Raw genomic sequence first — 13,535 nt, forward strand, 5'->3', positions numbered from 1 at the left:
GCCTGTTCCGGCCCCCAAACCCCGCCCCGAGGCTCCAAGGTAGCTTGCCTGAACCCCGAAGAAACACAAGCCCGGAAACCGCGAAAAATCAGGCTTTTTTCTCTCGCAAACTATTGACGGTCAATAGTTTGACGGGTAGAATATAGGCATTGCTTCAGTGATGAGGCGATGCCCCGGCAGGGGTGACGGTGAGCAGACCAGACCCCAGCCGCTTAGACCATCTTCAACCCTTCCGCATAAGGAAAACGACCATGCAAACGCTGACCGCCACCTACTCCCCCGAAGACAACAAGCTGCGCCTTTATCCGTCCTCCCGACTGGATAGCGCGACTTATGAGCGCGTGAAGGCGGCCGGGTTCAAGTGGGCACCCCGTCAAGAGCTTTTCGTGGCCCCCATGTGGACGCCGGCCCGCGAAGACCTGCTGATGGAGCTGTGCGGCGAGATTGGCGACGAGGACACCGGCCTAGTCGAGCGCGCCGAGGAACGCGCCGACCGTTTCGAGGACTACAGCGACAAGCGCGCCCATGACGCCAGCGCCGCGCGCAACGCCGTGCAGGCCATCGGCCAGCGGTTCGAGTTCGGGCAACCCATCCTTGTGGGCCACCATAGCGAACGCAAGGCCCGCAAAGACGCCGAGCGCATGGAAAACGGGATGCGCCGCGCCGTGCAGATGTGGGAAACCTCCGAATACTGGAAGCAGCGCGCAGCCGGTGCGCTGCGTCATGCGAAATACAAGGAGCTGCCCGCCGTCCGTCATCGCCGCATCAAGGGGCTGGAGGCCGACAAGCGCAAGCAGGAGCGCAGCAAGCAAGAGGCCGAAATGTGGCTGAAGCTGTGGCTTGAATGCGAGGCCGAGCAAGACGCCGAGCTGCAAAAGGCCGTCGCCCTGCGCATCGCTGGCATGTGCTGGCTGCACCTGCCGCGCAAGGAAGGCGACCGCGAAGACTGGAGCCACACCCCGACCGCTTACGACGCCTTGAACGGCTCGCATCCGAACCTCTACGCGCCGCGCACCCTGGCCGAAGTGATCGAGGCGGCCAAGAAAACCTACCCGGCGACGATTGCCCATTGTGACCGCTGGATTGCCCACTTTGAAAACCGGATTGCCTACGAACGCGCCATGCTGGACGAGCAAGGCGGCCTGAAGGCTGAAGGCTTCGACATCCAGCCGGGCGGCCGCGTCCTGGTCGATGGTGAATGGCTGGTGGTGATGCGCGTCAACAAGAAGGGCGGCCAGATCAACAGCGTGACCACGAATGCCCGTTATGTGCGCGTGCGCGGCATCGAGGAAATCAAGGACTACCGCGCGCCGACCGAGGAAGACGCCGCCAAGGTCAAGAAGGCCGCCAAGCTGCCGCCGCTGGTGAATTTCCCCGGTGAAGGCTTCATCGAAATGACCGCCGAGGAATACAAGCGCAAGCCCACCGATTACAAGGGCACCCGCACCGCGCAAGCCACGGCCGAGCATGGCGCATACCGCTACCGCACCGCCTTTTTGGCCAATAGTGGCTATCGGATCGTGCAGGTTTACATCACCGACGCCAAGCGCGTGGACAAGCCCGCACCCGAGGCCGCCGAGCCGGTGAAATTCGAGCGCGAACCCGTGGCCCCGGCCCCGGTGGCGACCGAGCAGGCCCCAGCCAGCGCCGAGAGCACCGACAAGCGCGCGGCGATGGCCGAGGACTTCCAAGCCATGCGCGACCAGCTCAAGGCCGGCGTGCAGGTTGTGAGCGCCCCGCAGCTTTTCCCGACCCCGGCCGACTTGGCCGCCCGCATGGTGGAGCTGGCCGACATCGAGCCGGGAATGCGCGTGCTGGAGCCGAGCGCCGGCACCGGCCGCATTCTGGAGCAGTTGCCCGAGGGCTGCGAAGTGGTGGCCGTGGAGATTAACGCGGCCTTGGGTGGCCGCCTCGATGCAGACCGCCGCGCCGTGGTGATCGGTGACTTCCTGCAATGCACGCCCGAAACCTTGTGGGGATCGTTCGACCGGATTCTGATGAATCCGCCCTTTGCCAACGCAGACGACATCAAGCACATCCGCCACGCGCTGCGCTTCCTGAAGCCGGGCGGCAAGCTGGTGGCGATCTGCGCCAACGGCCCCCGCCAGAATGCCCAGCTTCGCCCGCTGGTGGAGCAGCACGGCGGCGAATGGGAGAACCTGCCGCCCGATACCTTCGCGGAATCCGGCACCGCCGTTAATACCGCCCTTTTCACCCTGACCGCCTAACCCACCAACGCACGCGCCCCGGCTTCGCCGGGGCCGCTCAAGGAGTACGAGCCATGCAACCGAAATTTATGCCTTGGGTTGACCTGCTGCCGGAAGTGGGCGACCCGATCCGCAACGAGCGCAACAAGCTGGCCGCCAAGCTGGCCAGCGCCGAGGAACTGGAAAAACAAGCGGCCGCGCTGCGCGCGGGAGTCCGTGAGGGCCGCGCGGCCCTGCTGGATCGAATCATGAAGCAATGGACGCTGCACGACATCGAGCAGGCCGCGACCGCTGCCGCCGACCGTGGCCAGCCGTTCCCGCCCGGCTTCGTGAAAGACGGCGAGCTGCGCGAGGCGCTGCGCGCCCTCGATGGTGCCCCGTCCCCGCTGGAGGTGTTGCAAGCCTTCCACGCTGGCCGCGTTATCCGGCAACACAACCTTTTCAGCACCGCGACCGAGGACGAACAGCGCGAAACGCTGCACCGGGTTTTCGACTGGTGGAATTACGGCGCTGTCCCGCTGCTGACCCGCTTGGAAGGCTAGGGGAGGGCGGCCGATGTCTATACAGGAGCAGGCCGCCGCACTGGTGGCCGCCGTCGATCCGGCCGCTGTCGCGGCCGTGATCGCGGAATTCCCCGAGGCCGAGAAGGTGGGCATCCGCACCAACTGGCAAAGCCTCGATCCCCATCTAGGGCACCGCGTCCCGAAGGCCCCGGCCGACCGGGCCGAGTACCTGGCCCGGAAAATCGAGCAGTACGAGGCCGAGCTACAGCGCGACATCGCCACATATACGCGCTACCGCGAGCAGGGCCTAGCGGCCCTGTCCGCTTACGACGTGTGCATTTCCAGCGGTAACAACCCGCTGGGCGCGCTGCGCACGGCGCTGCGCCTGAAGGACGCCCACATTTCCTATGACCTGTCCATTCTGGTCAAGCTGACGCTTGAGCTGGAGGACGTGAAAACCGAGCTGGCCGAGGCGGAACCCCCGCAACTGGCCCTTTTCTGAAACGCGCGGCCGCCCGGTGGCGGCCGCAACTGGAGCACCTACTATGCCCCGCGCCCATGTCCCGACCATTGACGAAGTTTTAGCTGATCCCGCCGCCTCCCACTGGATGAAAGACGCGCTGCGCTCCGCGCTGGCCCGTGACCCGGTGAACGTGGCCAACGATGCCGCCTTCCTGTGCGCCCTGCTGGACAAGCGGGCCGATGCTGCTATGGAGGCGGGCAGGGCGGCCGTGGCCGCGACCGCTCCCCAGGTGGAGCGGTAGGCCGGCGACAAGCCCGGCTGCGCCGGGCTGGAAGGGCAGGGCTTCGCCCTGCTGGCTGGGCCGGCAAGCCTGCGCGCTGCGCGCGCCGTCCTGCCGGCGTCCTTCCTTGTGTCGCTGCTGCTGGCTGGCTGGATCTTCTCCTTCCCCCTGTTCCGCTCCCTCCGTGGCTTGCCCTGGCCCCTGAAAACCTGCTGGGCGAATCGTCCCGCTTCGCGGGCCGACCGGGCTGCTCCAGGTTCGCGCATTCGCGCTCATCCCCTTCGGGGACTGCTGCGCAGCCTTGCACATCCCTTTCGCTTGCGCCCTCCGGGCGCTGGCCTGACGGCCTGAAGTGAGCTTTCGCGCGCGAAAGCTGGACAACTGCACAAAGGCGTCCGTGGTGTGCAGAGGGTGGGGATTGCCTGTCACTTCCAAGGGTATCAGTTCGTTCTCGCCGTCAAGGGCTGCGCGCCCTGAAGGGCGCTTGCGGCCGCTGGCCGTTTCACCCTTGACCGCTGCGCTGCGAACCGATCCAGAGGAAGTAGGCAATCCCGCCCACTTCCTGGAGTCCATGACATGACCGCTTCGCACATCGACCTTTTCACTATTGACGACAACGGCCAGTTTCAACTGGCCAGCGCCGGCCAAGTCATCGAGGCCGCCTTGGCCATCCTTGACGAAAAGGTGATGCGCAACGGCCTGATTTCAGCGCCGGCTGACGCCAGCGCCTTCTTCTCGCTGCGCCTCGGGAACCTGGAGCATGAGGTGTTCGCGGCCATCTTCCTGGACGCACAGAACCGCGTCATCGAGTACATCGAGCTGTTCCGGGGCACGCTGACGCAGACCAGCGTGTACCCGCGCGAGGTGGTGAAGACCTCGCTGCGCCTGAACGCTGCCGCCGTCATTTTCGCGCACAACCACCCGTCCGGGGTGCCCGAGCCGTCGCGCGCCGATGAGAACCTGACCAGAGTGCTGAAGGACGCGCTCGCCCTGGTGGACGTGCGCGTGCTGGATCACGTCGTAGTCGCGGGTGGCGCGTCCGTGTCCTTCGCTCAACGCGGCTTGCTGTAGCCGCTGCTGGCCGGGTGAAAAACCCGGCAAACGCCCCTTCGGGGCGTTTTGCCCGGTAGTTTTAACGACCGTTTTTCCTATCGGAAAAAGCGGCATTAAAACTGTCATTTTCAGAAGACGACTGCACCAATTGACGGGGCGTAACGCCAGGTGTGCAGTCGGCTCCTGACCACGCAATATCAGAAGTCATCTGCACCAATCTCGACTATGCTCAATACTCGTGTGCACCAAAGCGAGGTGTGAGCATGGCGTCAGACACATTACCAATTGCCGAGCAGGGCGTGGCCACCCTGCCCGATGCGGCATGGGCACAGGCCCGGCACCGGACCGAAATCATCGGGCCGCTGGCAGCGCTTGAAGTGGTTGGGCATGAAGCCGCCGATGCCGCTGCTCAAGCGCTGGGCCTATCCAGGCGGCAGGTGTATGTCCTGATCCGGCGTGCCCGGCAAGGTGCTGGGTTTGTGACGGACCTGGTTCCCGGCCAGTCCGGCGGCGGAAAAGGCAAGGGACGCTTGCCGGAATCAGTTGAGCGCATCATCCGCGAGTTGCTGCAAAAGCGCTTCCTGACCAAGCAGAAGCGTAGCCTGGCGGCGTTCCACCGCGAGGTCGCGCAGGCTTGCAAAGCGCAAAAGCTACGGGTGCCGGCGCGCAACACTTTGGCCCTGCGGATCGCCGGCCTCGACCCGCTCAAGGCCACTCGCCGCCGGGAAGGTCAGGATGCGTCCCGCAGCCTGCAAGGTGTCGGTGGTGAGCCTCCCGCCGTGACCGCGCCACTGGAACAAGTGCAGATTGATCACACGGTCATCGACCTGATCGTGGTGGACGAGCGCGACCGGCAACCGATTGGCCGTCCGTATCTGACCATCGCCATCGACGTGTTTACCCGCTGCGTGCTCGGCATGGTCGTCACGCTGGAAGCGCCGTCATCTGTTTCGGTCGGCCTGTGCCTTGTGCATGTCGCCTGCGACAAGCGTCCCTGGCTGGAGGGTCTGAATATAGAAATGGATTGGCCGATGAGCGGCAAGCCCAGGCTGCTCTACTTGGACAACGCGGCCGAGTTCAAGAGCGAGGCGCTGCGCCGTGGCTGCGAGCAGCACGGCATCCGGTTGGACTATCGTCCGCCAGGGCAGCCGCACTACGGCGGCATCGTGGAACGGATCATCGGTACGGCGATGCAGATGATCCACGATGAATTGCCAGGGACGACCTTCTCCAACCCTGACCAGCGCGGGGACTACGATTCCGAAAACAAGGCCGCCCTGACATTGCGTGAGCTGGAGCGCTGGCTCACGTTGGCGGTGGGCACCTATCACGGCTCTGTGCACAACGGCCTGCTTCAGCCGCCGGCGGCGCGCTGGTCAGAAGCCGTGGCGCGTGTCGGTGTACCGGCTGTCGTCACCCGCGCCTTGGCTTTTTTGGTCGATTTCCTGCCCATCATTCGCCGTACTCTGACTCGCACCGGCTTTGTCATCGACCACATTCACTACTACGCCGATGCGCTCAAACCGTGGATCGCACGACGCGACCGCTTGCCCGCTTTCCTGATCCGGCGCGACCCGCGTGACATCAGCCGTATCTGGGTGCTGGAACCGGAGGGGCAGCATTACCTGGAAATCCCCTACCGTACCTTGTCGCACCCGGCTGTCACCCTCTGGGAACAACGGCAGGCGCTGACGAAATTGCGGCAGCAGGGACGCGAACAGGTGGATGAGTCGGCGCTGTTCCGCATGATCGGGCAGATGCGCGAGATCGTGACCACCGCACAGAAGGCCACGCGCAAGGCGCGGCGCGACGCGGATCGACGCCAGCACCTCAAGGCATCGCCTCCGCCGGACAAGCCGATTCCGCCGAAAACGGACGTTGCTGATCCGCAGGCAGACAACCTGCCTCCGGCCAAACCGTTCGACCAGATCGAGGAGTGGTAGCCGTGGACGAATATCCCATCATCGACTTGTCACACCTGCTGCCAGCGGCACAGGGGCTGGCTCGGCTGCCGGCGGACGAGCGCATCCAGCGCCTTCGCGCCGACCGCTGGATCGGCTACCCGCGCGCGGTCGAGGCGCTGAACCGGCTGGAAACCCTGTATGCGTGGCCAAACAAGCAACGCATGCCCAACCTGCTGCTGGTTGGCCCGACCAACAACGGCAAGTCGATGATCATCGAGAAATTCCGGCGCACGCATCCGGCCAGCTCCGACGCGGACCAGGAACACATGCCGGTGCTGGTCGTGCAGATGCCGTCCGAACCGTCGGTGATCCGCTTCTACGTCGCGCTACTTGCCGCGATGGGGGCACCATTGCGCCCGCGCCCACGGCTGCCGGAAATGGAGCAACTGGCGCTGGCACTGCTGCGCAAGGTCGGCGTGCGCATGCTGGTGATCGACGAGCTGCACAACGTCTTGGCCGGCAACAGCGTCAACCGGCGGGAATTTCTCAACCTGCTGCGCTTCCTCGGCAATGAGCTGCGCATCCCATTGGTCGGGGTCGGCACGCGCGACGCCTACCTGGCCATCCGCTCGGATGACCAATTGGAAAACCGCTTCGAGCCCATGATGCTGCCGGTGTGGGAGGCCAACGACGATTGCTGCTCACTGCTGGCCAGCTTCGCCGCTTCGCTTCCATTGCGGCGACCCTCGTCGATTGCCACGCTGGACATGGCCCGCTACCTGCTCACACGCAGCGAGGGCACCATCGGCGAACTGGCGCACTTGCTGATGGCGGCGGCCCTCGTCGCCGTGGAGAGCGGCGAGGAAGCGATCAACCACCGCACGCTCAGCATGGCCGATTACACCGGCCCAAGCGAGCGGCGTCGGCAATTCGAGCGGGAACTGATGTGAAGCCAGCGCCACGCTGGCCACTGCATCCGGCACCCAGGGAAGCCGAAGCCCTGTCTTCGTGGCTCAACCGCGTGGCCCTTTGCTATCACATGGAAGTGTCCGAGCTGCTGGAGCACGATCTTGGTCACGGCCAGGTTGATGACCTGGACACCGCGCCACCACTGGCGCTGCTGGCGATGCTCTCCCAGCGGAGCGGTATCGAGCTGGATCGGCTGCGCTGCATGAGTTTCGCCGGCTGGGTGCCTTGGCTACTGGACAGCCTTGATGATCAGATTCCAGCCGCATTGGAAACCTATGCGTTCCAGCTCTCGGTACTGCTGCCGAGACTCCGCCGTAAGACGCGATCCATCACGAGCTGGCGTGCCTGGCTGCCCACCCAACCGATACACCGCGCCTGTCCGCTCTGCCTGAACGATCCGGAGAACCAAGCCGTACTGCTCGCGTGGAAGCTGCCCCTGATGCTGAGCTGCCCACTGCATGGCTGCTGGCTGGAATCCTATTGGGGCGTGCCAGGGCGGTTTCTCGGCTGGGAGAACGCCGACGCCGAACCGCGCACTGCCAGCGACGCGATTGCGGCGATGGACCAGCGTACCTGGCAGGCACTGACGACCGGCCACGTGGAGTTGCCGCGCCGACGCATCCACGCCGGATTGTGGTTTAGGCTGCTACGCACGCTGCTCGATGAGCTGAACACCCCGCTTTCGACGTGCGGCACCTACGCGGGGTATCTCCGCCAAATCTGGGAATGCTGCGGGCATCCGCTGCGTGCTGGGCAAAGTCTGTGGCGACCGTATGAAACCCTGAACCCGGCAGTACGGTTGCAGATGCTGGAGGCGGCGGCAACGGCAATCAGCTTGATTGAGGTGAGGGATATAAGCCCGCCAGGCGAGCACGCAAAGCTATTCTGGTCCGAGCCCCAAACCGGGTTCACCAGTGGCCTGCCGGCGAAAGCGCCGAAGCCCGAACCCGTCGATCACTGGCAGCGTGCAATCCAGGCCATTGATGAGGCCATCATTGAAGCACGACACAACCCCGAGACGGCACGCTCGCTGTTCGCGTTGGCTTCCTATGGTCGGCGCGACCCCGCTTCCTTGGAACAGTTGCGCGCCACCTTCGCGAAGGAAGGCATCCCCCCGGAATTTCTGTCACATTATGAGCCTAGCCTACCCTTTGCATGCCTTAGACAGAATGACGGGTTAAGTGACAAATTTTGACGTGCAGAGCTTCCCGATGCAAACTGTCACATAATCGAACGTATATGTGACAGGTACAAGATGCTGATTGGCTACATGCGAGTATCGAAGGCGGATGGCTCCCAGGCGACGGACTTGCAGCGCGATGCGCTGGTCGCGGCCGGTGTTGATCCGGCGCATCTCTATGAAGACCAAGCGTCCGGAAAACGCGAGGATCGTCCCGGTCTGGCGAGCTGTCTGAAGGCACTACGGCCAGGCGACACGTTGGTCGTTTGGAAACTGGATCGGCTCGGGCGCGACCTGCGCCATCTGATCAATACCGTCCATGACCTGACCGGACGCGGCATCGGCCTCAAGGTGCTGACCGGGCACGGCGCGGCCATTGACACCACGACCGCCGCCGGCAAGCTGGTCTTCGGTATCTTCGCCGCGCTGGCCGAGTTCGAGCGCGAGTTGATCGCCGAGCGCACCGTGGCGGGCCTGGCCTCAGCACGGGCACGCGGCCGGAAAGGCGGCCGGCCGTTCAAGATGACCGCCGCCAAGCTGCGGCTGGCGATGGCGGCAATGGGGCAGTCAGAGACCAAGGTCGGCGACCTGTGCCAGGAACTTGGCATCACGCGGCAGACCCTGTATCGGCATATTTCACCCAAGGGCGAGCTACGTCCAGATGGCGAGAAGCTACTCAGCCGAATTTGATGCCGACATGAGGCGACGTAGCGAAAGCGTGGTTTGTCTCAATTTGACGGCGGCGAACCGCAAGCGTTCGGTTCGCCGCTCGTTTCGGTCGCAGTGCTGGCCCGCGCCTGGAAACGTTGATAACACTCCAGCCCGCAGAAGTGCTCGACGTACTCCGCGCCTTCCGGTGTGAAGGCGGCATCGAGCGGAATTTCCTTGCAGCACACGCAGCAACTGGTGGCGGTCGGATCATTTGCATTCATGGTGGCACCCCTCCATTGACTGACGAAGACGGCGAATGCCGCCGCCGGCATCGGCTTTGCGAACAGAAAGCCTTGCCCGCGCTCGAACGCTTGGGCCCTCCGCCGTAGTCCATCCATCCGGCCGGGAAGCGCTCATGATCTTTCCCTGAATGCCCGCAACGCCCGCGCCAGTGACAGAAGAAACAGGCCGGTCAAACCGAGCGCCGTGATGACCCAATACTCGACAAGGAATGCACCGGCGGTTGTGCCGGCCAGCACGGCAGCGAGGATGGACAGGTGGCAGGGGCAAGTCAGCACGGCCAGCGTGCCCCACAGGTAGCCGGTGAACGGTTTGTGCGTCTCGGCCGGCATGCGCTCGGGGCTGTTCATGGCAAACTCTCCGCATGCTGTGCCGGCGCGGTCGGCATGGCGGCCAACTGCACTTCCAGATTGGCCAACGCTTCGCGCCGGCGTTCGACGAACTGACGCAGCACAGCAAGCTGCGCGGCAGTTTCATCGCAGTTCGCCGCATCCAGCGCCCGGCACAGCCGCGCCAATGCGCCGAGGCCGATGCCCGCCTCGAAGGCGGCCCGCACGAAGCACAGTCGCTGCAAGGCGGCGTCATCGAACAGGCCGTAGCCACCCGTGGTGCAGGCGACTGGCCGCAGCAATCCGCGCAGCAGGTAGTCGCGCACGATATGCACGCTCACCCCGGCATCAAGGGCCAGCCGGGACACCGTGTAGGCGTTCATCGAACACCTCCTTTTGGTCGGTTCACGGCAATGCATATACCGTTTCGCCGAGTTCAATCCGCGCGCTGCGAATCCGATGCCGGTGCCGTAGAACATTGGGTCGATATCCGATCACGGTGTCCTAGATGACATGGTCTGCAACAGATGTCGATTAAACTCCTGGCCCAAGCCGAAAGCCTCGTGGACACTGACGATCGCCAATCCTTCCAATCCTTGATGCTTGGAGGCCCAGTCTTCCGCCGTCGGGACAGATGCAAAGAAATGTACATGGCAACAGAAGGACTGACGAACGTCGGCTGCTTCCTGCGGCAATACCAAGGACACCGCCATGCCGGCAGGTTCGACAGCCTGTATCTCGCTGGGTGAAACCGTGAGTGAAACGGGTGCTCCGGTTGCAGCGCAATGCGATGAGACGCGAGCTGTACGGCCGATCAGCGCCGGAAATATCAAGGTGTCCAGCGCGCACCAGGCATACAGACGGCGGTCGTCAATTTCAAAGACATACGAAGTCTCGCGCAAGGTGAGGCCGTAGCCGATGATGTTCCCATCTTTGTCATATTCGGTACTGGTGGCCTGTTCGAGTACGGCGGCCACTCGCTCAGCGGGCCAGTCGAGAATCCCGGCAAGTGTCGTTCGTGAAACCGGACGCCCCTTGGCGAGTTCCCGCAGTAGCGGGACCAAGAGATCCGCAGTACCATTGGTACGATTGACCGAAGTGAGACGTTCTAAAATATATGGGGCGAGCTTCATGGTTCCATCTCCTTTCATCCTGCGCAGCAGGACAATTGTTTGACATCCTTGGTGAAGGTCTGCTCCGCGAGCTTCAGCCCCTCGACCATCGTCAGGTAGGGGAACAACTGGTCAGCCAGTTCCTGTACGGTCATGCGGTTACGGATCGCGAGCACCGCCGTCTGGATCAGCTCGCCCGCTTCCGGGGCCACTGCCTGTACCCCAATGAGTCGTCCGCTACCTTCCTCGGCTTGTCCTTTCGAATTTGAATTGGATAGCGTAACCTTACTTCCGTACTCATGTACGGAGTCAAGCGGTATGGAAAATAATTTGGAGAACCTGACCATTGGCGTTTTTGCCAAGGCAGCCGGCGTCAACGTGGAGACCATCCGGTTCTATCAGCGCAAGGGCTTGTTGCCCGAGCCGGACAAGCCCTATGGCAGCATTCGCCGCTATGGCGCGGCGGACGTGACACGGGTGCGCTTTGTGAAGTCGGCCCAGCGGCTGGGCTTCAGCCTGGACGAGATTGCCGAGCTGTTGCGGCTCGACGATGGCACCCACTGCGAGGAGGCCAGCAGCCTGGCCGAACACAAGCTCAAGGACGTGCGCGAGAAGATGGCCGACTTGGCGCGCATGGAAACCGTGCTGTCTGAACTCGTGTGCGCCTGCCATGCACGAAAGGGGAATGTTTCCTGCCCGTTGATCGCGTCACTACAGGGCGAAGCAGGCCTGGCAAGGTCAGCTATGCCTTAGCGTGCTTTATTTTCCGTTTTCTGAGGTGCCCCCTACCAGCAACGCACCGCCGAAGACCGGCAGCAGGAGCGCGAGCAATTCCAGATGGTTAACCGGGGCCTGAAAGACCAGATTCAAGACCTGCAAAACCGGCTCATCCAAGCCGAGTCAAGAGCGTCCGAGCTGATAGACACTAATGCGCAATTACAACGACAAACGCATGAGCTCGAACAGGCCAATGCGATGCACAAAAGCACCTTGGATAGGCAAGTGGCCGATATCCAGAACTTGGAGCATCAACTTAACGACGCCTCGGCAAAAAACCGGGAGCGGAAGCATGAAAGCAAACAATTGGCGGATAATATTGCCGCACTCGCAAGCCAGAAAGCAGATGCCGATAAGCAGGTGGCCGTACTATCCCAAGCATTAGAGGTCACCAAAACGGATCTGAAAGCCTCTCAGAATAGAGCGGAAGTTCTGTCCGATGAGAACAAGTTGATTCTTCAGGAAAAAGCGGTGATTCAGGGGCAGTTTAAGCAGCTTCAGGAGTCACTGTCGCGATAAAGGCTTTAGTCAAACATTCATCGAAAAAGCTATATTAATCAATATATTATATACGAAGTGGCTAATTCCAACGCTTTTACCGGCCGGACCTCAAGTAGCTGCACCGGCCGCCATTTCATTCAAAGAGGCCTCGACGACAGTCAAAACTGTTCGACGCACGTCGATCTTCCATCGCACGCGCTCGACGCATCGGTCCAGGCTTTCGCTATCGTCTGCGTCCAATGCTTTGCAAAGTCGCGCCAGTTCGTCGAGCCCAATTCCGGACTCGAAGGCTGCGCGGAGAAACCGCAGCCTTCCGAGTGTTTTGTCATCGAAAATGTTCTAGCCACTTTCGGTTCGCCGAGCAGGGTGCAACAAGCCGCGTATCATGTAGTCGCGCACGACATGCACGCTGACGCAAGCATCATCAGCCAGCTTCGATATCGAGTACGCATTCATACTGGGCTTTCCTCGCAGTCCTCTAGCAGCTTAAGCGCGACATCATGACCAAGGTCGAACGCACTCTCGACAGGCACGACCTCAATCCCTTGGTGGGTCGAAGCCCACGAATTTGCAATAGACGGAGACGCAAAGAAATGCACATGACAGCAAAACGAACAACGAATGTCGGGCGAAGTATCCGGAGTTCGCAGTGAAACCATTGCTTCTGCCGGTTCGACATGAAGCACTGCTTCTGGTGCAACGGTGAGAGTGATCGGCCTACCGGTGGCGGCGCAGCGGGAAGTGACACGGGCAATCTTGCCGGTCAAGGCGGGAAACATCAAGGTGTCCAGCGCACACCATGTGTACAAATGACGGCCATCCACCTCAAAAACGTGAGAGGTTTCACGTAGTGTCAGCCCCAGTCCAATGATATTGGCCTCGTCGTCATATTCCGTACCAGGTGCCTGCTCAAGTACCGTTGCAACTCTCGCTCCAGACCATCCGAGTGCGCCGGCGAGCTTTTCGCGTGATACAGGTCCCCCCATCGCTAGCTGTCGGAGCAGCGCGACAAAGAGCGTTGCGAACTCTTTAGGATGATTGCCAGATGAAAGGCTTTCGGCAATCTTTTTGGAATAAATAGTCTTGTCCATTTTCCACCTGTTATATCGGGCAGCGATCAACCGGGATAAACCTTACTCGGCGGTTACGTCCTGCGCTTAACAAAGACGAATTACTTTGTGCCTTGCCGGCGTTGCCATTCCTCGGCCAGCAGCCAATCCACCGAACTTAAGCCAGCCGCTGTAAAATAGTGGCCGTAAGTCTTTGATTTACTTGAATATTTCTCTTGACGGGGTGATTGAGATGG

The 13,535-nt window shown here is 62.1% G+C and carries 16 protein-coding genes and 2 pseudogenes; 11 read left to right on the forward strand and 7 right to left on the reverse strand.

Annotation, left to right across the window (positions count from 1 at the left end; translation table 11 throughout):
- The first annotated feature begins 251 nt into the window (after positions 1 to 251).
- From JAO85_RS24930 to JAO85_RS24970, 9 genes are all read left to right on the forward strand, one after another.
- Positions 252 to 2,228 (forward strand): DUF3560 domain-containing protein, encoded by a 1,977-nt coding sequence (locus JAO85_RS24930; protein WP_051443603.1) that lies wholly within the window; start codon positions 252 to 254, stop codon positions 2,226 to 2,228.
- A 53-nt stretch (positions 2,229 to 2,281) separates the two neighbouring features.
- On the forward strand, positions 2,282 to 2,749 hold the full coding sequence (gene kleA / locus JAO85_RS24935) for a stable inheritance protein KleA (protein WP_017510525.1): 468 nt from the start codon (positions 2,282 to 2,284) through the stop codon (positions 2,747 to 2,749).
- Positions 2,750 to 2,762: 13 nt separating this feature from the next.
- Positions 2,763 to 3,212: a hypothetical protein gene (locus JAO85_RS24940; protein WP_017510524.1), complete on the forward strand. Its 450-nt coding sequence runs from the start codon at positions 2,763 to 2,765 to the stop codon at positions 3,210 to 3,212.
- A gap of 16 nt (positions 3,213 to 3,228) precedes the next feature.
- The gene (locus tag JAO85_RS24945) at positions 3,229 to 3,474 is read left to right on the forward strand and encodes a hypothetical protein (RefSeq protein ID WP_370552227.1); all 246 of its coding nucleotides are present in this window, start codon (positions 3,229 to 3,231) and stop codon (positions 3,472 to 3,474) included.
- Positions 3,475 to 4,029: 555 nt separating this feature from the next.
- The gene (gene radC / locus JAO85_RS24950) at positions 4,030 to 4,524 is read left to right on the forward strand and encodes a DNA repair protein RadC (protein ID WP_011798644.1); all 495 of its coding nucleotides are present in this window, start codon (positions 4,030 to 4,032) and stop codon (positions 4,522 to 4,524) included.
- Positions 4,525 to 4,769: 245 nt separating this feature from the next.
- Positions 4,770 to 6,449, forward strand: coding sequence for a DDE-type integrase/transposase/recombinase (locus JAO85_RS24955; protein WP_003830788.1), 1,680 nt, complete (start codon positions 4,770 to 4,772; stop codon positions 6,447 to 6,449).
- Between the two features lie 2 nt (positions 6,450 to 6,451).
- Positions 6,452 to 7,360 carry a TniB family NTP-binding protein gene (locus JAO85_RS24960; RefSeq protein ID WP_003830789.1) on the forward strand — a complete coding sequence of 303 codons (909 nt, stop codon included), beginning with the start codon at positions 6,452 to 6,454 and terminating at the stop codon, positions 7,358 to 7,360.
- Complete coding sequence (locus tag JAO85_RS24965) at positions 7,357 to 8,574, forward strand: TniQ family protein (RefSeq protein ID WP_009288528.1); 1,218 nt, start codon at positions 7,357 to 7,359, stop codon at positions 8,572 to 8,574. The genes JAO85_RS24960 and JAO85_RS24965 overlap by 4 nt, the downstream gene beginning before the upstream one ends.
- A gap of 60 nt (positions 8,575 to 8,634) precedes the next feature.
- The gene (locus JAO85_RS24970; protein WP_010981357.1) at positions 8,635 to 9,249 is read left to right on the forward strand and encodes a recombinase family protein; all 615 of its coding nucleotides are present in this window, start codon (positions 8,635 to 8,637) and stop codon (positions 9,247 to 9,249) included.
- A gap of 38 nt (positions 9,250 to 9,287) precedes the next feature.
- Here the strand turns inward: JAO85_RS24970 and JAO85_RS24975 are convergent, their stop codons facing one another.
- The 5 genes and pseudogenes from JAO85_RS24975 to JAO85_RS24995 form a co-directional block, all read right to left on the reverse strand.
- On the reverse strand, positions 9,288 to 9,491 hold the full coding sequence (locus tag JAO85_RS24975; protein WP_005413391.1) for a DUF3330 domain-containing protein: 204 nt from the start codon (positions 9,489 to 9,491) through the stop codon (positions 9,288 to 9,290).
- Positions 9,492 to 9,623: 132 nt separating this feature from the next.
- Complete coding sequence (gene merE / locus JAO85_RS24980) at positions 9,624 to 9,860, reverse strand: broad-spectrum mercury transporter MerE (RefSeq protein ID WP_005413392.1); 237 nt, start codon at positions 9,858 to 9,860, stop codon at positions 9,624 to 9,626.
- Entirely contained in the window at positions 9,857 to 10,222 is a 366-nt protein-coding gene (gene merD, locus JAO85_RS24985) for a mercury resistance co-regulator MerD (protein WP_000995361.1), read from the reverse strand. Before merD (JAO85_RS24985) ends, merE begins: the two co-directional genes overlap by 4 nt.
- A 111-nt stretch (positions 10,223 to 10,333) precedes the next feature.
- A complete protein-coding gene (gene merB, locus JAO85_RS24990) occupies positions 10,334 to 10,972 on the reverse strand; it encodes an organomercurial lyase MerB (protein WP_000761850.1) in 639 nt (212 codons plus the stop codon).
- Positions 10,973 to 10,986: 14 nt separating this feature from the next.
- Positions 10,987 to 11,202, reverse strand: a pseudogene (locus JAO85_RS24995) (mercuric reductase); the annotation flags it as partial.
- A gap of 67 nt (positions 11,203 to 11,269) precedes the next feature.
- Here JAO85_RS24995 and merR point away from each other — a divergent pair.
- Positions 11,270 to 11,704, forward strand: coding sequence for an Hg(II)-responsive transcriptional regulator (gene merR, locus JAO85_RS25000; protein ID WP_031943120.1), 435 nt, complete (start codon positions 11,270 to 11,272; stop codon positions 11,702 to 11,704).
- Positions 11,705 to 11,788: 84 nt separating this feature from the next.
- Complete coding sequence (locus JAO85_RS25005; protein WP_011405611.1) at positions 11,789 to 12,247, forward strand: hypothetical protein; 459 nt, start codon at positions 11,789 to 11,791, stop codon at positions 12,245 to 12,247.
- A gap of 90 nt (positions 12,248 to 12,337) precedes the next feature.
- Here the strand turns inward: JAO85_RS25005 and merD (JAO85_RS25010) are convergent.
- Positions 12,338 to 12,685, reverse strand: a pseudogene (merD, locus tag JAO85_RS25010) (mercuric resistance transcriptional repressor MerD).
- Positions 12,682 to 13,320 (reverse strand): organomercurial lyase MerB, encoded by a 639-nt coding sequence (gene merB, locus JAO85_RS25015; protein ID WP_011405610.1) that lies wholly within the window; start codon positions 13,318 to 13,320, stop codon positions 12,682 to 12,684. The pseudogene merD (JAO85_RS25010) and the gene merB (JAO85_RS25015) overlap by 4 nt, the downstream one beginning before the upstream one ends.
- Positions 13,321 to 13,535 lie beyond the last annotated feature (215 nt).

The sequence above is a fragment of the Comamonas sp. NyZ500 genome, from assembly GCF_016772095.1.
Classification (GTDB): domain Bacteria; phylum Pseudomonadota; class Gammaproteobacteria; order Burkholderiales; family Burkholderiaceae_C; genus Comamonas; species Comamonas thiooxydans.